Source organism: Crossiella cryophila (genome assembly GCF_014204915.1).
GTDB classification, from domain to species: Bacteria; Actinomycetota; Actinomycetes; order Mycobacteriales; family Pseudonocardiaceae; genus Crossiella; species Crossiella cryophila.
Genome location: NZ_JACHMH010000001.1, coordinates 8,408,417 through 8,427,352, shown reverse-complemented (window position 1 = coordinate 8,427,352; position 18,936 = coordinate 8,408,417). Strand labels below are relative to the sequence as shown.

19 protein-coding genes are annotated in these 18,936 nt (G+C 69.9%); 7 read left to right on the top strand and 12 right to left on the bottom strand.

Annotated elements, in window-relative coordinates; genetic code table 11:
* Window positions 1-105: 105 nt before the first annotated feature.
* The 7 genes from HNR67_RS36190 to HNR67_RS36160 form a co-directional block, all read right to left on the bottom strand.
* Entirely contained in the window at window positions 106-786 is a 681-nt protein-coding gene (locus HNR67_RS36190; protein WP_185007370.1) for a Crp/Fnr family transcriptional regulator, read from the bottom strand.
* Window positions 783-1,385, bottom strand: coding sequence for a hypothetical protein (locus HNR67_RS36185; protein WP_185007368.1), 603 nt, complete (start codon window positions 1,383-1,385; stop codon window positions 783-785). The genes HNR67_RS36190 and HNR67_RS36185 overlap by 4 nt, the downstream gene beginning before the upstream one ends.
* A 144-nt stretch (window positions 1,386-1,529) precedes the next feature.
* Window positions 1,530-2,717 carry a cytochrome P450 family protein gene (locus tag HNR67_RS46500; protein WP_185007366.1) on the bottom strand — a complete coding sequence of 396 codons (1,188 nt, stop codon included), beginning with the start codon at window positions 2,715-2,717 and terminating at the stop codon, window positions 1,530-1,532.
* Window positions 2,714-3,877, bottom strand: coding sequence for an MAB_1171c family putative transporter (locus HNR67_RS36175; RefSeq protein WP_312989685.1), 1,164 nt, complete (start codon window positions 3,875-3,877; stop codon window positions 2,714-2,716). The genes HNR67_RS46500 and HNR67_RS36175 overlap by 4 nt, the downstream gene beginning before the upstream one ends.
* Window positions 3,878-3,917: 40 nt before the next feature.
* Entirely contained in the window at window positions 3,918-4,400 is a 483-nt protein-coding gene (locus tag HNR67_RS36170) for an ImmA/IrrE family metallo-endopeptidase (protein ID WP_221490169.1), read from the bottom strand.
* An 83-nt stretch (window positions 4,401-4,483) separates the two neighbouring features.
* Window positions 4,484-4,951, bottom strand: coding sequence for a helix-turn-helix domain-containing protein (locus tag HNR67_RS45285; RefSeq protein WP_185007360.1), 468 nt, complete (start codon window positions 4,949-4,951; stop codon window positions 4,484-4,486).
* 672 nt (window positions 4,952-5,623) lie between these two features.
* Window positions 5,624-6,658 carry an LLM class F420-dependent oxidoreductase gene (locus HNR67_RS36160; RefSeq protein WP_185007358.1) on the bottom strand — a complete coding sequence of 345 codons (1,035 nt, stop codon included), beginning with the start codon at window positions 6,656-6,658 and terminating at the stop codon, window positions 5,624-5,626.
* A gap of 36 nt (window positions 6,659-6,694) precedes the next feature.
* Here HNR67_RS36160 and HNR67_RS36155 point away from each other — a divergent pair, with 36 nt between their 5' ends.
* From HNR67_RS36155 to HNR67_RS36135, 5 genes are all read left to right on the top strand, one after another.
* Window positions 6,695-7,519 (top strand): AraC family transcriptional regulator, encoded by an 825-nt coding sequence (locus HNR67_RS36155; RefSeq protein ID WP_312988830.1) that lies wholly within the window; start codon window positions 6,695-6,697, stop codon window positions 7,517-7,519.
* Between the two features lie 4 nt (window positions 7,520-7,523).
* A complete protein-coding gene (locus HNR67_RS36150; RefSeq protein ID WP_185007357.1) occupies window positions 7,524-7,916 on the top strand; it encodes a VOC family protein in 393 nt (130 codons plus the stop codon).
* Window positions 7,917-7,929: 13 nt separating this feature from the next.
* On the top strand, window positions 7,930-9,270 hold the full coding sequence (locus HNR67_RS36145; RefSeq protein WP_185007355.1) for an MFS transporter: 1,341 nt from the start codon (window positions 7,930-7,932) through the stop codon (window positions 9,268-9,270).
* A 120-nt stretch (window positions 9,271-9,390) separates the two neighbouring features.
* Complete coding sequence (locus tag HNR67_RS36140) at window positions 9,391-10,185, top strand: ion transporter (protein WP_185007353.1); 795 nt, start codon at window positions 9,391-9,393, stop codon at window positions 10,183-10,185.
* Window positions 10,178-11,308, top strand: a complete 1,131-nt coding sequence (locus tag HNR67_RS36135) for an ABC transporter substrate-binding protein (RefSeq protein ID WP_185007351.1) — start codon at window positions 10,178-10,180, stop codon at window positions 11,306-11,308. The genes HNR67_RS36140 and HNR67_RS36135 overlap by 8 nt, the downstream gene beginning before the upstream one ends.
* On the opposite strand, the gene HNR67_RS36130 is transcribed toward HNR67_RS36135, so the two are convergent.
* The 5 genes from HNR67_RS36130 to HNR67_RS36110 all read right to left on the bottom strand — a co-directional run bounded on the left by HNR67_RS36130 (window position 11,298) and on the right by HNR67_RS36110 (window position 15,577).
* Window positions 11,298-11,804, bottom strand: a complete 507-nt coding sequence (locus HNR67_RS36130) for an allene oxide cyclase barrel-like domain-containing protein (RefSeq protein ID WP_185007349.1) — start codon at window positions 11,802-11,804, stop codon at window positions 11,298-11,300. The two genes, HNR67_RS36135 and HNR67_RS36130, sit on opposite strands and share 11 nt — an antisense overlap.
* Before the next feature lie 20 nt (window positions 11,805-11,824).
* A complete protein-coding gene (locus HNR67_RS36125; protein WP_185007347.1) occupies window positions 11,825-12,586 on the bottom strand; it encodes a bestrophin-like domain in 762 nt (253 codons plus the stop codon).
* A 123-nt stretch (window positions 12,587-12,709) separates the two neighbouring features.
* Window positions 12,710-13,123: an SsgA family sporulation/cell division regulator gene (locus HNR67_RS36120; protein WP_185007345.1), complete on the bottom strand. Its 414-nt coding sequence runs from the start codon at window positions 13,121-13,123 to the stop codon at window positions 12,710-12,712.
* 120 nt (window positions 13,124-13,243) lie between these two features.
* Window positions 13,244-14,704 (bottom strand): glycoside hydrolase family 28 protein, encoded by a 1,461-nt coding sequence (locus HNR67_RS36115; RefSeq protein ID WP_185007343.1) that lies wholly within the window; start codon window positions 14,702-14,704, stop codon window positions 13,244-13,246.
* 216 nt (window positions 14,705-14,920) lie between these two features.
* Window positions 14,921-15,577: a TetR/AcrR family transcriptional regulator gene (locus HNR67_RS36110; protein ID WP_185007341.1), complete on the bottom strand. Its 657-nt coding sequence runs from the start codon at window positions 15,575-15,577 to the stop codon at window positions 14,921-14,923.
* Between the two features lie 82 nt (window positions 15,578-15,659).
* Here HNR67_RS36110 and HNR67_RS36105 point away from each other — a divergent pair, with 82 nt between their 5' ends.
* The gene (locus HNR67_RS36105; RefSeq protein ID WP_221490168.1) at window positions 15,660-16,985 is read left to right on the top strand and encodes a flavin-containing monooxygenase; all 1,326 of its coding nucleotides are present in this window, start codon (window positions 15,660-15,662) and stop codon (window positions 16,983-16,985) included.
* Between the two features lie 1,283 nt (window positions 16,986-18,268).
* Entirely contained in the window at window positions 18,269-18,907 is a 639-nt protein-coding gene (locus HNR67_RS36095) for a dihydrofolate reductase family protein (protein WP_312989683.1), read from the top strand.
* Window positions 18,908-18,936 lie beyond the last annotated feature (29 nt).

The following is an 18,936-nucleotide window of genomic DNA, read 5'->3' as shown; positions in this document are numbered from 1 at the left end:
TCCGTGGTGTCGCCGAAGGTGATGGCCGAGGCCGGTACAGGACCAGCGTCGCCGGACCCAGCGACGGATTTTGTCCACTGCTGGACACAATTGGCGTGACTGGGGTCACAGATCATCGGGATCGTGACCGGACCGGTTCGCGCGTTCGCGTAGCCGGGCCGGGTCGGCGACCCTCAGCTGCGGACCCCCGTCGAGCACGCCGGCCGAACGCAGCTCGGCGATCACCGCGGCGACCTTGCTGCGGGACAGGCCAAGATCGGTGGCCAGCTCCTGCTGGGTGAACGGCAGTCGCCGCGAGTCGGCCAGCCGGGGACCGGCCAGGTCCAGGGTGTCGGCCAGCAGCCGCGCGATCCGCGCGCCCGGCCGGGCATGCGCCAGCCGGGTGCGGTTGGCCACGCTTTCCCTCAGCTTGCCGTAGGAGTACTCCAGCACCTTGTCGGTCAGCCCGTGCCTGCTGATGAAGTGGTCGAACTCTGCCGAGCCGACCCTGAGCGCACAGCAGGGATCCACCGCGAACACGGTGGCGCTGCGCGGCGCCGACCCGGTCTTGGCGAGTTCGCCGACCAGGTCGCCCGGCCCGCGGACGGCCATCAGCAACTGCTCGCCGTCCTCGTCCCGGTGCAGCACCTTGATCCGGCCCTCGGTCACCACGAACAGGAAATCGTCGTAACCGCCCTGACGAATCAGTTCCGCCCGCGGACGGAACCGGAGCGGTCTGCCCAGCGTGAGCAGTTCGGCCCAGTTGGTCTCGCCGACTTCCTTCCGGAAGGCCCGCTCCGGGTTCATGGGCGGTGCTGCGGCAGATGGAGGTATGCCGTGCCGTGGTACTGCTTCACCCGCACCTCGGTCCTGGTGAACTCCGCGGGCGTCAGCCGGGTGTAGCCGGCCCGCACCACATCGGTGAACACCCGGTCGGACAGGATCGCGGCGACGAAACCGACGCCGGGTTCGGTGCGGCACAGCAGGTTGCGCACGGACTGGGCGTTGACCAGGTTGTGCGCCTCGCCCCTGGCGGTGGTGTGCGGGGTGTCGGCGAGGGGACCGACGCTGAGGCTGATCCGCAGGCGCAGCGGGTGGCGCAGGGCGGGGCCGTGCGCGCGGCGGTGCCGGAGGGCGAGTTCCTGGTGCAGGGCCTGGAGATAGGGGTCGATCAGCAGCGGCAGGTGCCGGGTGTCCATGGCCAGGGTGTGGCCGTCGGCGGTGCTGTCCTGGAAGGTCAGTTCCTGCCACAGTTCGGGGTGGCCGATGCGGGCGAAGGTCGCGCACAGCACCTCGGGCACCGCCTCGTCGGGCGGCCGCCGCACCCCCTGGCCGGCGTGGTCCCGGCTGTCCGCGACCAGCACGGCCCGGTAGGGCGGCAGTGGTGGCGGCTGGTGCTGGCTCATCCTGGTGCTCCGGGAACTTCGGCGGCGGAGTCGGGCGGGCAACAGACTGCTCCTGATGATCACGTCAGTCTGTCCGCCACCGCACATCCGGAGCGTGACCGTGCTCACAGTGATGGGTGATCGTGACCGAGCCGCCGCGCCGGCCTAGATCTCCACCGGCAGCGCGCGCAGCGAGTGGCTGCGCCAGGACGGCCGCCAGCGCAACTCGTCCTCGCCGACCGCCAGCCGTAGCTTGGGGAAACGCCGCACCAGCGCGGTGATCGTCTCCTCGGCCTCGATCCGGGCCAGCGGTGCGGCCGGGCAGTGGTGCGGGCCGTGGCCGAAGGCCAGGTGCGGGTTGTGGCCGCGGCGCAGGTCCAGGCGTTCGGCCTGGGTGAAGCAGGTCTGGTCGCGGTTGGCCGAGTTGATCGCCAGCAGCACGGTGTCGCCCGCCGGGATGGTCACCTCGCCGATCTCGATGTCCTCGATCGGGAAGCGGCGGATGGCGAACTGGTAGGGCTGGTCGTAGCGCAGCAGTTCCTCCACCGCCTGCGCCGGGTCCACCTCGCCCTCACGCAGCAACGCCAGCTGTTCGGGATGCCGCAGCAGTGCCAGCACCCCGTTGCCGATCAGGTGCACCGGGTTCTCGTATCCGGTCCACAGCAACAGGAAGGCCAGCGACACCAGCTCGTCCTCGCTGACCCGCTCCCCACTGTCCCTTGTGGACACCAGTGCGGACAGCAGGTCCTCGGCGGGCTGTTTCCGCTTCTCCGCCACCAGGTGCACCAGGAACGCCTGCATGTTCCCGATCGCCTTCACGGCCGCGCCGGGGTCGTCCGGATCGGGTGCGATCAGCGTGGTGGTCCAGCCGTCGAAGTCGTGCCGCCCAGCCTCGGGCACGCCGAGCAGCTCGCCGATCACCTTCAGCGGCAACGGGAACGCCAGGTCGGCCAGCACGTCGCCGCCGCCCTGCACGGCGATCCGGTCCAGCAGCCGCGCGGTCTCGGCCTGGATCATCGGGCGCATCGCGGCCATCCGGCGCGGGGTGAACGCGGCGGTGACCAGCCTGCGCAGCCGGGTGTGATCGGGGGCGTCCAGGTTGAGCAGGTTGGCATCCAGCGCGGGCGGCAGCGCGAAACCGCGGTAGCCGGCGCCGTTGGAATTGCGCTTGCTCACCGACAACCGCGGATCGGCCAGTGCCGCGCGCACGTCGTACTCCCGGCTGACCAGCCACACCGGCGCGCCGTCCGGGGTGCGCGCGGGCACCGCGGCGGCCTCGGCCCGCCAGGCCGCGTAGGCCGGATACGGGTCGGCGAAGAACTCCTGGTCGAACGGGCAGGCCGGGACGGTCACGCGTGCTCCCTGCTGGTCTCGGCGAGCACCGCGGCCACCACCGGCGACCCGGAGAACGCCCTGGACACCCGCCGCAGCCAGGAAAGCTCCTCGGCCAGATCCCCGACCCCGTCCGAGCCCACCGACCCCGAATGCTCCGGCCGGTACCCCTCGGCCTGATCCCGCAACGCGACCCGCAACCGAGCCGCCTCCACCACGACATCCAGCTCGGACCCGCTCAGCCCGGCCGCGACCCCGAGCCGCCGCGCGGTCCCGGCCACCTCCGGATCCAGGTACGGCCGCAACGCGAGCTGCCCGTCCCGGATCTCGATCACCTTGCGGTACAACCGGAAGTCCAGCTTCTGCCGCTGCCCGCCACCCAGCGGGTCGATCAACGCGATATCCGGCGCGGACCGGTACAGCGCCTGCCACAACGGGGTCAGCTCCCGCAGCGCCCGCCGCCGGTCCACCGCACCCAGCGCCACCGACAGCCGAGGCCCCCACCCCGGAATGGTCCACCCCACCACCTTGAGCAGCGCGGCCAGCCCGATGCACACCTGCACCACCGGCTCCCACCACTCCCCGGTGTAGTCGAACAAAGCCGCGACCAGATCCCCGATCCGCCCCGCCGAATACACCAGCCCCAACGCCGACGAGGCCGCCGCCAGCCGCAACCCCCGCCGCAACCAGGGCCGCCCCGCCACCTTCGCGTACCGCCAGCACAACCGCATCACATCGGCCTGCCCCAAGGTGTAAGCACCCAGGTACAGCACCAGATAGACCTGGTAGTACGGCGAACGCACCAACGCCAGCACGTACTCGTGATCCTGTACCTCGGTCGCCAGCGCCAGCGCGTACAACACCGCCATCGCACCCAGCACCAAGCTGTACAACCACAACCGATACCGGATCCGCGGCCAGGCGACCTCAGCAGGCGCGGACCAGCGCAGCACCACACTCAACTGCGCCATGGTCAGCAGGATCACCATGCCCTGATTGATGATCCCGCCGATGTTGGGCACCCCCAACACCCGGTCGACCCACGCCCACACCACCGGAATGAACAACGTGTAGGTGATGGTCAGTACGGCGAAGGTCGCGCACAGCGCCAGCAGCCCCGGCTCCCGCCGATCCCGCCGCAGATCGCGCAGCTTGTACAGCAGCGCGATGAGGGAGACCAGCGCGCACAGTGGCGGCAGGACCAGGCTGACGGCGTCCAGGTCAGTGCACCGTTCGCTCGAGCGCGCGTTCGATCCGGCGCACCAGCTCCGCCGCTTCCGGCGGTACCGGCCGCACCGGTTCGGCCACCCACGAACTCGTCCGCTGGATGATCATCGACGCGATGATCTCGGCCTGCTGCTCCTCCACCGCCGAGTAACACCCCCGCCCGAGCACCCGCCGCACCATGGCCGGATCCAGCGAGGGCATCAGCAGCCGGGAGGCATCCGGGGTCAGCACCGGCGCCGCGTGGTGGTCGCACAGCAGATGACCCAGCTCGTGCAGCACGATGTGCCGCTGATGCAGCGGCGAGGTGTCAGCCTCGAAGAAGATGTAGTCGGCAGGCTCGGTATTGATCCACAACCCACACGGCCCACCGGTCGGCAGGCTGATCGGCGCCAGGAAGATCGGCCGCCCCCGGTCGCCGCCGATCCGGTCGCACAACACCTGCACGTCAAAGGGCTGGGGCAGATCCAGCCCGTTCACGATCGCTGTGCATTCCCGGTATGTGCGCCGCAACCCCGAGTCGCTTTCCCGCCTGACGTCCCCGCGACGCCACCTGGCGACCTTCATTCTGTCGGTGACTCATCCGGCCGTCGAGGGCCGTCCGTCTCCTTCAGCCGCCGAGCCTGCTCAACCGCCGCCCCAATCAGATCAAGCAACTCGGGCAACGAGGCGGACTCCATCGGCGCGGTAGACCGCAACGCCACCTTCTGCGCCCCAGCATCCTTCAACCGACTCAACAACCCCAGCTCAGCCCGGGTCCGCTCCGCGATCTGCTCATCCACGAAGTACCCCAAAGGCACCCCGAAAAACGAGGCCAAAGTAGCCATCGTCTCCACAGTCGGATTGGCCCGAGGCGACAACAACGCATAGATCCCCGACTGCGACAACCCAGTCCCCGCCGCCACCTCGGCAGGCGTGTGCGGCCCCCCGGGATGATGCTCCAGCAGGTACCGCAACCGCTCCACGAAGGCGGACCGCGCAGCCGTGACCCCATCGGACGCCCGCTGCCCCGGCACTTCCCGCTCTTCCACGACCCACCTCCCTTAGAACACTGAAGTGGAAACTAGCACCATCTCGTTCCACTGTGTTGCAAACGTGCTCGTTTTGACCCTAAGCTGCGACACGTGGGTCCCGCAGCACCGGGCCTCACCAGACGGGGCGACTCCCCGCACCAAGCGACTGGGGGTCGCTTGCGTACCCGGAGTCGCCCCGTTTGCATGAACAAGAGCAAGCAAACCATTGCCCCACAAGGGCTACGCCGCAGGAACGGCCAGCAAGCCGACGGCGAAGCCGAGCAACAAGAGGGCAGAACAACGGATCGAGGTCCCCAGCGGCGCAAGCGGGGGTCCGGGGGCGGGAGCCCGCCGGTCGGGGCCTGGGGGCTGAGCCCCCAGAAGATCATCGAGCGCACCCGGCGAAGCGCAAAGCGCGAGCAGGGTGCGCTCATGCGCGAGGTCGCCGGCCGGGACCTAGGGGGGAGGAAGTCGCGGCCGGCGACCTGGGCGCAGGAAGACGGATAGAACGCCTTCCCCGCATCGACTTGACGCATTCCGTCCGCCCGGGGGGATGGAACGGACGATCGCGCAGTCAGGGGCAGGATGGCAAAAGTCGGGGCGAAGCACAACTGAGGGCACCCATCAGAGCTAGTGGTGTCGGCATGTTGGACCCGCCCGAGTGGCCTTACAGCGTTGGAAAAAGTCCCATCACCCGAGGACGAACTCGGCGAGCTGCGGGATGTGCTGGGTCTGCAGGGTGTTGATCGAGAAGGTAGTGATCACCGTCTCTTTCCAGCGCTGGATCTCCTCGCGCACCTTCGCCATCGGTCCGATGATGGCGAAGTCCTCGACCATGGCGGTGGGCACCGCGGCGATGGCGGCCTGTTTGTCCCCGGCCAGATAGAGATCTTGGATGCGCTCGCACTCCTCGTGCCACCCCGCCTTGGCGATCACGTTGTGGTGGTAGTTGAGCCCCTTGGCCCCCATCCCACCCGCGTAAAGCGCCAGCACCGGCCGCAACCAGTCCGCCGCGGCCTCCACATCATCGTGAACGATGATCGAGTAAGGCCCGCCCACCACCTCAAACGTCTCCGCCGTATGCCGAGCCCCCTCCCGAGCCCACCCCTCCTCCAGCGACGCCTTGAACTCATCACTCGTCTTCGGCGACAACCACAACGGCAGCCACCCGTCCGCGATCTCCGCCGCCAGGGCCACGTTCTTCGGCCCCTCGGCCGCCAGGAAAATCGGGATATCCGTGCGCAACGGGTGCAAAGTGGACTTCAACGCCTTCCCCAGCCCACTGCCCCCTGGCATCGGCAGCTGGAAGTGCTTGCCCTCATAGGTCACCGGCCCCTCCCGGGCGATGACCTTCCGCATGACGTCGATGTACTCCCTGGTCCGCTCCAGGGGCCGCGGATACGGCACCCCGTACCAGCCCTCCACGACCTGCGGGTTGCTCGCGCCGATGCCGATGATCGCCCGCCCGTTGGACAGGTGGTCCAGGGTCATCGCCGCCATCGCGAGGGTGGTCGGCGGCCGGGCGGCCATCTGCGCGATCCCGGTGCCCAGCTTGACCCGGCTGGTGCTCGCGCCCCACCAGGCCAGCGGGGTCAGCACATCGCTGCCGTAGGCCTCGGCGGTCCACACCGACTCGAAGCCCAGCTCGTCGGCGATCTGGATGATCTTCGCGGCGTCGGCGGGCGGGCCGGCGCTCCAGTAACCCACTGTGGCTGCAACCTTCATGCGGCCACGTTAGGGGTTTGTGCCTAGGCTGACCGGGTGGAGCAGGCCACCCAGGTGACCGGATTGCCGCCGCCCCGGCTGCGACCGCTGGTCAACCGCTACATCGGCTACCACGTCCGGTCCGCGCCCGGCGTGCACCGCGGCCTGCCCTCCAGCAAGCTCACCTTCATCGCCACCCTCACCGGCACGGTCGACCTGCGCGCTCCGCACGGCCCACCGCGCCGCTACGCCGCACTCGTCGGCGGCCTGCACGAGACCCCGGTGACCATCGAGCACGACGGCCGCCAGCACGGCATCGAGGCCGATCTGACCCCGCTGGGCGCAAGGGCCCTGTTCGGCCTGCCCGCGGGCGAACTGGCCGGGCTGGACGTGCACCTGGGCGACCTGCTGGGCCGTCCAGCCGAGGAGCTGCTCGACCGACTGCGCACGGCGCGCACCTGGACCGACCGGTTCGCCTGCTTCACCGACATCCTGGACCGGGTCGCCCGCCCGGCCGCGATCCCCGCGCCCGAACTGGGCTGGGCCTGGCAGCGGCTCACCGCCGCCCCGGCCGCGGTCGCGGTGGCCGAGCTGGCCGCCGAGGTCGGCTGGAGCCGCCAGCACCTGCGCACCCGGTTCCAGCGCGAGTTCGGCCTCAGCCCCAAGGTGCTGGCCAGGGTGGTGCGCTTCCGGCACGCCCGCGACCTGCTCGTCCGCCCGGACCGCCCGGCACTGGCCGAGATCGCCGCCAGCGCCGGGTACGCCGACCAGGCCCACTTCACCCGCGACTGGCGCGCCTTCAGCGGCCTCTCGCCCACGGCCTGGCTGACCGAGGAGCTTCCATTCGCTCAAGACCCGGAAGCCACCCGGCCGCCAGCCTGAGCGCATGACGACACCAGCTCCCACCGTGTGGCCCGGCCTCGCCTACACCGACGCCCCGGCCGCGATCCGCTTCCTCACCACCGCCTTCGGCTTCACCGAGACCCTGCTGGTGCCCGGCGAGGCCGACGGCGAGGTGGTGCACGCCGAACTCGGCTGGCCGGAGGGCGGCGGCGTCATGCTCAACACGCACCGCGTCGGCGAGGTCTGCTGGACCGGCCCCGGGCACGGCTCGGTCTACGTGGTCACCGCGAAACCGGACGAACTGCTCGCCCGTGCCACCGCGGCCGGCGCCGAACTGGTGCGCGACATCGCCGACACCGACTACGGCTCGCGCGGGTTCACCGTGCGCGACCCCGAGGGTCACGTGTGGAGCTTCGGGACCTATCCGGGGGCCTGACAGACTGCTCGCCGTGCGAACAGGCGATCAGGTGGTGCAGGACCTGCCGTGGCGATGGGGCACCCAGGGCACGATCTTCCTCATCGGCGGCCTCGGGTTCATGTTCGACGCCTGGGACGTGGCCCTCAACGGCTACCTGATCCCCCTGGTCGGCGCCGAGTGGAACCTGAGCACCGCCGAACGCGGCTGGGTCGGCACGTCCAACCTGATCGGCATGGCCGTGGGCGCCTTCGCCTGGGGCGGCATCGCCGACATCGTGGGCCGCAAGAAGGCGTTCAGCCTCACCCTGCTGATGTTCTCGATCTTCACCGTGGCGGGCGCGGCCTCGCCGGACTACGTGACCTTCTGCGTGTTCCGGTTCCTGGCCGGGATCGGCCTTGGCGGCTGCATCCCGGTGGACTACGCCCTGGTCGGCGAGTTCACCCCGGCGAAGGTGCGTGGCAGGGTGCTGACCGCGCTGGACATCTGGTGGCCGCTGGGCGCCACCCTGTGCGGACTGGTGTCCACCGCGCTGCTGCCGTTGCAGAACTGGCGGTTGCTGCTGCTGGTCATGGTGCTGCCCGCGCTGCTGGTGTTCTGGGTGCGGCGCTCGGTGCCGGAATCGCCGATGTACCTGGTGCGCCGCGGCCGGGAAGCGGAAGCCCGCGAGGTGATCGACCGGTTGGTCCAGCGCACCGGGGCCACCCCGGAACCCTGGGTGCTGCCGGACAAACAGGACGTGCCGACGCTGTCGGTGCGCGCCATGCTGAGCCAGTTCCTGGCCCTGTGGACCTTCAGCGCCCGGATCACCTCGGCCATGTGGGCGGTCTTCCTCACCGTGTTCGTGCTCTACTACGGCGCGCTGACCTGGCTGCCCAGCATCCTGCGCGCCCAGGGCCACGGCGACTACGCGGCCTTCATGGTCACCACGCTGATGACCGCGGTCGGCACCCTCGGCGTGCTGATCTCGGCCTGGCTGGTGGAAGCGGTGGGGCGCAAGTGGGTCATCGGCCTCAGCGCCCCACTGGCCGCGCTCGCCCTGGTGCTCTTCGCCCACCACCTGGACCTGCCGTCGAGCGCGTATGCCTGGATCGCCGCCTACGGCCTGGTGATCCAGGTGACCATCCCGGCGCTGTACGCCTACGTCTCCGAGGTGTACCCGACCACGTTGCGCGCCAGCGGTTTCGGCTGGGCCTCCACGGTCAGCCGGATCGGCGCCGGTTTCGTGCCGGTGATCTTCGGGTCGGTGCTGTGGCCGCTGCTCGGCCTCACCACCACCTTCCTCGCCGTCGGCGTGCTGGTCGGACTCGCCGTGCTGTGGCTGGCCTTCGCCGCCCCGGAGACCCGATCGCGCGAACTGGACCGCATCGCCTGACTTGAGCCCCCGGCCGCCGGATTCACCGGAAAGTGCGGCAGCGTCAGGGAAAGGCACGCCTGGACCGGGTGAGGGGTTACGCTCCCGCCGCAGAGCACACCCGTCCGGGAAGGGAACGGCTTGCGCAGCCAGGTTCGGAGCCTCGTCGACTCAGCCCGCTTCCAGCAGCTCATCGTGGCCGTCATCGTGCTCAACGCGATCGTGCTCGGCCTGGAGACCGCGCCCGCGGTGGCCCGCGAGTACGGGTCCATAATGGACACTGTCGACCGGTGGGCGCTGGTGGTGTTCGTGGTCGAGCTGGTGCTGCGGCTCTACGCGCACGGCCGCGAGTTCTTCCGCGATCCGTGGAACTGCTTCGACCTGCTCGTCGTCTCGGTCTCGCTGGCCCCGTTCGCACACGGCTCCTCGGCGCTGCGCGCGCTGCGCATCGTCCGGGTGCTGCGGCTGCTCTCGGTGCTGCCCAACCTGCGCCGGGTGGTGGCCGCGCTGCTCAGCGCGATCCCCGCGGTGCTGTCCATCGTGGCCGTGCTGAGCCTGCTGCTCTACGTGGCCGGGGTGATGGCCACCAACCTGTACAGCACCGCGCCCGGCGGCTACTTCACCGATCTGGGCGCCTCCATGCTGACCCTGTTCCAGATCATCACCGGCGACGCCTGGTCCGACGTCATGCGCGAGGTGATGACGGTGGACCCGCTGGCCTGGATCTTCTTCGTCGGCTTCGTGCTGGTCGGCACCTTCACCGTGCTGAACCTGTTCATCGCCACCATGGTCAGCGCGATGGAGTCCCAGATCGCCTCGGAGAAGGAAGCGGTCATCCCCGAGCCGAGGGCGGCCGAACCGGCGGATCAGGCGGTGCTGCTGGAACTCCGGGCGTTGCGGGCGGAGATCCGCGAGCTGCGCAGCGCCCGTGACTGAGCCACTGCGGATCGGGGTGGCACTGCCCCGAACCGGCCGCCTGAGTCCACTGGGCGACCCGCTGCACTATGTGGCCCAACACTTCCGCGACCTCCGGCTGACCGCGCACGGCCGCCCGATCGAGTTCCGCACCGCCGACCACCAGTCCACAGTGGACGGAGCACGGCAGGCGGTGGCCGAACTGGCCGGCGACGGCGTGCGGCTCGTCCTCGCCCTCGGCGGCACCACCGTGCTGCCCGCGCTGGCCGCCGCCACCGCGGCCCGGCGGCTGACCTTCCTGTCCACCGCGCTGCCCTGGCAGGTGCACCGGATCAGCTGCGGTCCGGCCGCCTTCCACTTCTGCTGGGGCCTGGACGACATCGCGCGCACCTTCGCCGACCTGTGGTCCAGGATCCCCGGCGCCGACCCGGTCGGCCTGCTGTGGAACAACGGCCCGCAGGGCGCCGCGTTACGCGACCCCGCCCTTGGCTTCCTGCCGGCCGCCCTGCGCGAGCGGGCCCTGGTCGACCCCGGCGGCTACCCAGAACCCGCCACCGACCACCGCGCCGCGATCTCCGCCTTCCGGGTGGCCGGGGTGCGCATCGTCAGCAGCGCCGCCACCACCGCCGACCTGGCCCGGTTCAGCGCCGCCGCCAGGTCGCTGCGGCTGCGGCTGATCACCTGTTCCCGTTGGCTGGCCTACCCATTCGGCGTGGACGACCCCGTGCTGGACCGGGTCGCCACCGTGGTCGCCTGGTCACCCCGGCACCGCTGTGTGTCCAGTGTGGACGGACGCACCGCAGCCGAACTCGCCGCGGCCTACCAGCGTGACACCGGCCGATCCTGGTTGCCGCCCTTGGGTTTGGCGCACGCCCTGCTGGAGGTCGCCACGCACGCGCTGACCACCGCGGCCGACCCGGCGGATGCCATCTCCCTGGCCGAAGCCCTATCCCGCACCGATATCGGCACCATCGCGGGCAGACTCGACTGGACCGGTGGCCCCGTGCCCAACATCGCCGCGCTGCCCCTGGCCGGCGGTCAGTGGCGGCACGGACACGGGCGGCCGGAATTGCGGATCGTGGCCACCGAACAGGTCGCCGCCGTCACTGCCGACGGCGACCTGCTCGAAGCGCTCAGGCGCTGAGCTTGATGGTGAACTTGTAGGACACCGGTTTGGTCGGGTTCAACGGATCCCCGTCCTGCTTCACGGTGCTCGCCTCACCGCGGGCGGTGCGGTAGTCGCCGGTGCCGCCGATCACCGCCATCGGCCCGTCCTTGAAACTGGTCACCGCCAGCAGCGAGTAGCTGCGCAGGCTGGACAGGTGGATCTCGCCCTTGGCCAGCCGGAACGCCGAGGTGCAGTGCGCGGTCAGCTCGGGCAGCGCGACCTTGGCGATCAGGCAGCTCGAATAGCCCTCGCCCACCTTGGTACCGGCCACGTCGAACAGGTCGCCGCCACCCAGGAACGCCACCCCCACCGCGGGCACCGCGGGCAGGCTCAGCACACCGCGGGTGGCCACCACCTCGATGGTCTCGTCCTGCCGCGCGGGCGCGGCACTGGCGGCGGCCAGCGGCAGCAGCGCGGCCACCATGGCGATCACGGCCAGGCGCAACCAGCGGCGGGAAGGGTTGGCGGGCATGGCTTCTCCTCGGGTACTCGTCACGGCGGCGTCTGTCCCATCTGGACCAGCGCGGTGCGGAAGGCGTCCGGGGTCACCGCGATCTGCCCGCGGAAGGGGTGATCCATCAGGTAGGTGAAGTACAACGAGGCCGACACCAGGGAGGCCAGCACCGCGATCATCAACGCGTGCGGCAGGAAGGTCGGCGTGCCGAAGAACAAGGCGAACCCGATCACCAGGACCCCGCCGACGACCAGGCCGACCCAGAAGAACCGCGGCACCGAGGGTCTGGCCTCGTTCAACCGCTCACGACGGGTGGTGTTGATCGTGTTGACCCGCTCGATCATCGCCGAGTACAGGGCTTCCTGGCGCGGGGTCTCCACCTCGATGGACACGATCGCCCGGCGCATCCGCTTGGCCGCGTCCTCCACCTGCGGACCGGCCTGGCCACTGGCCAGCAACGGCCACTCCTCGGTGATCACCGCACGCGCGTAGGCCACGCTGATCTCCTGGAAGACCCGCTTGTCCTTGTCCGGGAAGTCGGTGGCCGCGAAATACAGGCCGGGCAACGCGTTCGCCTCGATGTAGGTGTTGCGGCGGGCGGATTCCATGTCCTCCCACACCGCGACCACCACGAAGGCCACCAGGATCGCGTAGAAGGCGCCGACCGCGGCGAAGAAATGCCCGGAGACGTCGTGGTAGCGGGCCCGCGTCTCCCGCGGGATCGCCCGATCCACCAGGTAGGCCGCCAGCACGCTGACCGCGATGGCGCCGCCCACCACGAACAGGGTGTCCCACAACACCGGCGCCCTCCCAGGTTCGGCTCTCGCCTGCCGAACCTAGGCGGCCGGATGCCGGGCCGGGTGTCCGCGCGTCGTCATTCCCTCGACAGGCGGACCTGCTTCACCCGGAGGTGGCCGCCGCCCTCAGTTGACGTTGCCCAGGTGGGTGAGTTCGTGCTCGAAGTCGAACCACTCGTGCTCGCTGCCCGGGGCGACGAGTTCGTAGCTGCGGTTGAGGAAGTCGGCCAGCTCCTCGGCGTCGGCGGTGAACCGCGCGTGCCCGGCCGGGGTGGTGAACTCGATGACGACCTGGTCCACCTGGTCCAGGATCGGCCACATCCGCACGTCGCCCTCGCCGCTGTCACTGATCAGCCCGTCGGCCAGCAGATCGCGAGCGAGGATCCACTCCACACTCGCGCTGCCGCCGGGGTTGAACACGGCGCGCACCGCGTACGGGTCGGAGGTCGAGTAGCCCAACTCGACCTCGACCGGCACCGGCGGCGCCACCAGCAGGTTGAACATCGTGGTGGTCTCGATCTCCGCGTGGTCCTCGCGCATGGCTGCTGCCCTTCCGTCTCGCCCGTCGCGTGCGGTGGGGGGACGTCTGAGGCTTCCCAGCTTTACGCGGTTCGGCGCGCATCACACCCATTCGTGCGAACGTTCGGGCAGAATGCCACGTCAGGACACCGGTTTGCCATTCACCTTCACATTGCTGAACACGGTCCGGTCCGCGTTCTTGATCGAGATGTTGGTGTCCTTGACCTCGGTGAACGTGCTGTTGGAGATCCGCACGTCCTGGATATGGCTCTCCGCGAGGCCGTCCAGGCGCACCGCCCACGGCGTGCCGCGCACGGTGAGCTGGTCCAACGTGACGTTGCGCACGGAAGGGTTGGCGATCGGCCCGAACCCGGGCCCGGTGAGGCTGTAGTTCATGGTGATGAACACCGCACCCCGGTCGATCTTGTCCGCGGTCAGCCGGCGCACGTGCACCCCGTCCACGGTGCCGCCCCGGCGCTTGTTGGTCTTGATGTAGACCGCGTGGAAGGTCTTGTAGTTGGGGCCAGGCCGGATGGTGATGTCCTGCGCGAAGACGTTGCGCACCCCGCCGGACATCTCACTGCCCACCGCGATCGCCCCCCACCGGCCCAGGAACGTGCACTTCTCCACCACGATGTTCTCGCTGGCCACCCCGACCCGGCGCCCGTCGATGTCCCGCCCGGACTTGATCACCACGCCATCGTCGCCGGTGTCGAAGGTGCACCCCGTGACATGCACGTCCGCACTGGCCTCCGGATCCACCCCGTCCACCATCCCGCCCCGGCTGTAGATGGTGACCCCACGCACGGTGACGTTGCGGCACAACACCGGGTGGATCGTCCACATCGCCGGATTCCGGATATCGAGGCCCTCCACCAGCACGTTCCGGCACCGGTAGAACTGGATCATGTTCGGCTTGAGGAAGTGCCCCCCGCCGAACACCCGCTTGTCCGGCGCCACGTTGTCCACGGCCTGCTTCTGCAGCTTCTCCCAGTCCGGCTGGCGTTTGGGGTCGAAGTCGAACCAGGGCCCGTTGGCCGCCTGCCCGTCGATGCGCCCGGAGCCGGTGAGCGCCACGTTGGTGGCCTCGTAGGCGTAGATGAAGGGCGAGTAGTTCATGCACTCGATCCCCTGCCACCGGGTACGCACCACCGGCAGGAACTTGGCGGGATCAGTGCTGAACCTGATTATACCGCCGGACTGTATATGCAGGTTCACGTTACTTGCCAGGTGGATGGCCCCGGTCAGGAACGTCCCAGCGGGCACGACCACCCGCCCGCCGCCCGCCTGCACACAGGCCGCGATGGCGGCCCGGAAGGCGGCGGTGTTGTCGGCCTTGCCGTCGCCCTTGCCGCCGTAGGCGGTGATGGGGAAGTCGCGGGCGGGGAAGGTCGGCGGCACGATCCGGGCCAGGATCCCCGGCACCGCGTCCCACGGATCAGCCGCGTCCAGTGATCCCGCCACACTCAGCGACCCACTCGCGTCCAACGCTCCGCCCGCGGCGCCCGACCCCGCCGCGAGCGCGAACCCCGCGCCGGGGAGCAACAGGCCGCCGGCGGCCAGCCCGGTCACCTTCAGGAAGTCCCGCCGAGACGGCCCCATCGCCAACTCTCCCTCTCCGGGCTGGCGGCGACCCCGGCATGGTGAATACGTTTTCATCCATCTTCGGGACCCCGTCCCGCCCGGTCAATCCGCCGATAGTCGCCACCCAGCCTCGCCTGCGGCGCACCCGCCTGCCTGCCGCCGCCCGCCGTCCGCGGCCTGCCCGCGCACCCGCCCGCCGCCGTCCGCCGTCCGTCCGCCACTCGGCGTCCGAAGTCAGCCGGACAGCCCCGCCACCCCGAACCCCGCGAGCACCGGCCGGATCAACCGCGCCGCCTCCGCCCGCAACTCCGCCACCGGCCGCCCGTGCAACCCCAGTGCCCCGTCGATCCCCGCCTCGAACGGCGCCAACGCCAAGTGCGGCAACAACAACAGGAACAACGCCAGCAACGCCTCCAGATCCGCCCCCCGGTGCAACGTCCCCCGTTCCCTGGCCAGGACGAAGTGCGGCAGCAACGCCTCCCGGTACCGCTGGTGCACCGGCCCGAGCACCACCGCGCGGATCGCCGGGTCCAGCTCCAGGTTGATCGCGGCGATCATCCCGCGGTCGGCCGGGTGCGCGGCGAAGTAGGCCATCCACGCCTGCGCCGCGTCCAGCACCGTCTCGGCGAACCCGCCGCCCGGGTCGAGGCGATCCAGCCACGGGTCCAGCGCCGCCCGCACCCGCAGCGCGGTGTGCTCGGTGACGTGCCGGAAGAAGTCGAACTTGTCCGGGAAGTACTGGAACAGCGAGCCCTTGGCGACCCCGGCCGCCTGCGCGATCACGTTGAGGCTGCCGCCGGAGTAGCCGTGCCGCCCGAACTCCGCGATCGCGGCCGCCAGCACCCGCTCCCGCCGTGGCGCCGGCAGGTTGGTCCAGGTCTGTGTGGGCATGGCGACCTCCGTTGGCGCGGTCTTGCCCTGGCCCCCCGACACAGAGCATGCTGCCATGACCACCCGGTCACAATCACAGGGGATGATCATGCAGCGGGTCTGTGTCATCGGCGCGGGATCCTCCGGCATCGCCGCCGCCCAGGTGCTCCAGGCACGCGGCGTCGAGTTCACCTGCTTCGAGACCGGTTCGGCGGTGGGTGGGAACTGGCGCTACGACAACGACAACGGCATGTCCTCGGCCTACCGCTCGCTGCACATCAACACCTCCCGGCAGCAGATGGAGTTCGCCAGCTTCCCGATGCCCGCCGACCTGCCCGACTACCCCAACCACGCCCAGATCGCGGCCTACTTCGACTCCTTCGTGGAGCACTTCGGCCTGCGCGAGCACATCCGGTTCCAGACCGAGGTGACCAGCGTCCGCCCACTGCCCGACGGCGGCTACCAGGTCGACACCAGGTCCACAGTGGACGGAACAGAGCGGAGCGAGACCTTCCGCGCCGTCCTGGTCGCCAACGGCCACCACTGGGACCCGCGCTGGCCCGAGCCCGCCTTCCCCGGCGCGGACAACTTCACCGGCACCCAGCTGCACGCCCACCACTACCGCACCCCGGACATCCTGACCGGCAAACGCGTGCTGGTACTGGGATTCGGCAACTCGGCCTGCGACATCGCGGTGGAAAGCTCCCGCATCGCCGACCGCACCCTGCTGGCCTTCCGCCGCGGCGAGTACGTGCTGCCCAAGTACTTCTTCGGCCGCCCCACCGACACGTTGAGCAGCCCGTTCGTCACCAGAGTCCTGCCGATGTTCGCCCGCAGGTGGTTACTGGGCGCCTTCCTGCGGCTGAAGCTGGGCAAGATGTCCGACTACGGCCTGCCCGAGCCCGACCACAAACTCTTCGCCGCCCACCCCACGGTCTCCGAGGACCTGCTCAGCCGCCTGGGCCACGGCGACATCCAGATCCGCCCCAACATCGCCAGGTTCGACGGCGACACCGTCCACTTCACCGACGGCGCCAGCGAACCCGTCGACGTGGTCGTCTACTGCACCGGCTACCGGATCACCTTCCCCTTCCTGGGCGAGGACATGGTCAAACCCGTCGACAACCAGATCGACCTGTACCGCCGAATCGCCTCGGTAGACCACCCCGGCCTCTACTTCATCGGCCTGCTCCAACCCCTGGGCGCCATCATGCCCCTGGCCGAAGCCCAGTCAGCGTGGGTAGCCGACCTCCTGGACGGCACCACCACCCTGCCCGCCCCGGACGCCATGCGCCGCAGCATCACCGACTACAACAACGCCCAGCGCAAGCGCTACGTCGCCTCGAAACGCCACACCATCCAGGTCGACTTCCACCCGTACATGCACGAGCTGAAACGCGACCGCCGAACCACTTCCCGCCGCCACTAGCCCGGAGTCCTGGGTGGCCCACCGGCGTGTCAAGTCCTAGCGCCGGTTTTCTTCGTCAGCTGGTGTCGCTGGCTCGGTTCGCGTTGGTTTGTGCTGGTAGGTACGCTGCGGTGGTGGATTCCGGGGCTGTTCGCCGAGAGGTGGATCGCTCGGGGAACTTTGGTGGCTGATCGTTTCGTTCCGCAGAAAGAAGCGGTGCGCGGGGCGGGGGAGAGGCGAGCGCCGAGGCCGGCCCGGGTCGGTGAGATGGATAGGCCAGGCGCTGTTTCCGGCAGGCCGAGGCTCCGGCAGGCCGTGGCTGGGGATGGGGCGGGTCACGGGCAGGCCGGGCTGGGGATGTGGCCAGGCCACGGGCAGGCCGCTCGCGGGTAGGTCGCGCGATCCGCGCACGGAGCGCGGGCCCAGGCGAGGCGCGCGTGTCGACAAGGTGTGCGAGCTGACGCGGCGCGCGTGCTGACACGGCGTGGGCGCAGGCGAGTTGGAGGCGCAGGCAAGCAGCCGCGGGGCTGGGCGCGGGGTGGGCGCTGGTCGCCGGCCGGGGCGCTGGTCGCCAGGCCGGGGATGGTCGGTCTGGGTGGGGATGGTCGGTCTGGGTGGAAGCCGGGCCAGTCGGTCCGCGGTCGAGTCTGGCCAGGGTGAGATTCGGCCAGGGCGGGAGCTGGGGCGGGGCGGGAAATGTCCTGGTTGTCGCTTTGGCGCTTGGCGCAGGGGATTCGGCCGGAGATGCCTGCTGGGCTGGACGCCGGAGGTGCCTGCCTGGCTGGCCGGGCAGGGCGGCGTCTGGCTCGCGGCGTGGAGGTGGCAGCCGATGAGCGCTCAGTCGCCGTGGAAGTGTCGCCCGATCAGGTCGTAGGCGGGGCCCGCGAGGGTGGGTGAGCGTTCATCGGCTTTTCTCAGCTGAGTAGGCATCGCTCAGGGTTCCGCCGGCGTTGCGGTTGCACCTGGGCGCTCTGCGGCTCGCGGTTCGCTGGCCGGTTACCCGCGCCCCAGCCCCAGCCCCAGCCCCAGCCCCAGCCCCAGCCCCAGCCCCAGTCCCAGTCCCAGTCCCAGTCCCAGTCCCAGTCCCAGTCCCAGCCCCAGCCCCGTGCCCCGTGCCCCGTGCCCCGTGCCCTGCGGCTCGCTGCCTGCGCCCGGCTCGCACGCGGAGCGTGCTGCGGCCCGTGGCCCGCGCCTCGCGATTTCGCTGCCCGTTGCCCGAGAGGTGCGAGCTGTGGAGGGCTCGTGAGCTGGGCTGGGTGTGCCTGACTGGGGAACTGCGTTGCAACCACTATGGGTGGAGTACTATGTTTGCAGTGGTTGGGGGTGTGGGGTGCTCCCGCGGATGTTCTGGGAGGCGATATATGCGTAAGTTGACTTACTTCGTGGCGACGACTCTGGATGGGTTCATCGCGGAGGTTGGTGGGGGCGATCCGACGCAGTCCGGTCATTTCCTCATGGAGGGTGACCACATGGGGCATCTGTTCCAGCACTACGGGGACACGTTGCCGTTCGTGGCGCGGGAGGCGTTGGGGATCGCGGGGGAACTCACCCGGTTCGACACCGTGCTGGAGGGGCGTAAGTCCTACGAAAGTGGTGTGGTGCAGGGGATTCCGGATGCCTACACGCATCTCAAGCACTACGTGTTCTCCTCGACGTTGACCGAGGCGGCGCCGACCGTGGAGCTGGTCGCCGGGGACGCGCTGGCCAAGGTCAAGGAGATCAAGCAGCAGGAGGGGCTGGGGATCTTCCTGGTTGGTGGGGGTGGGCTGGCCGCCACGTTGCTGCCGGAGATCGACGAGGTGTTCGTGAAGCAGCATCCGACCGTGATGGGCAAGGGGATCCCGATGTTCAACGGTGGGTTCAGCCCGGATCGGTTCGAGCTGGCCGATCTGACCCGGTTCGACAGCGGGGTGCTTTTCCTCAAGTACCAGCGTCGTGGGTGACCACCCGGGGGTGGGGAGCCGCCACTCCC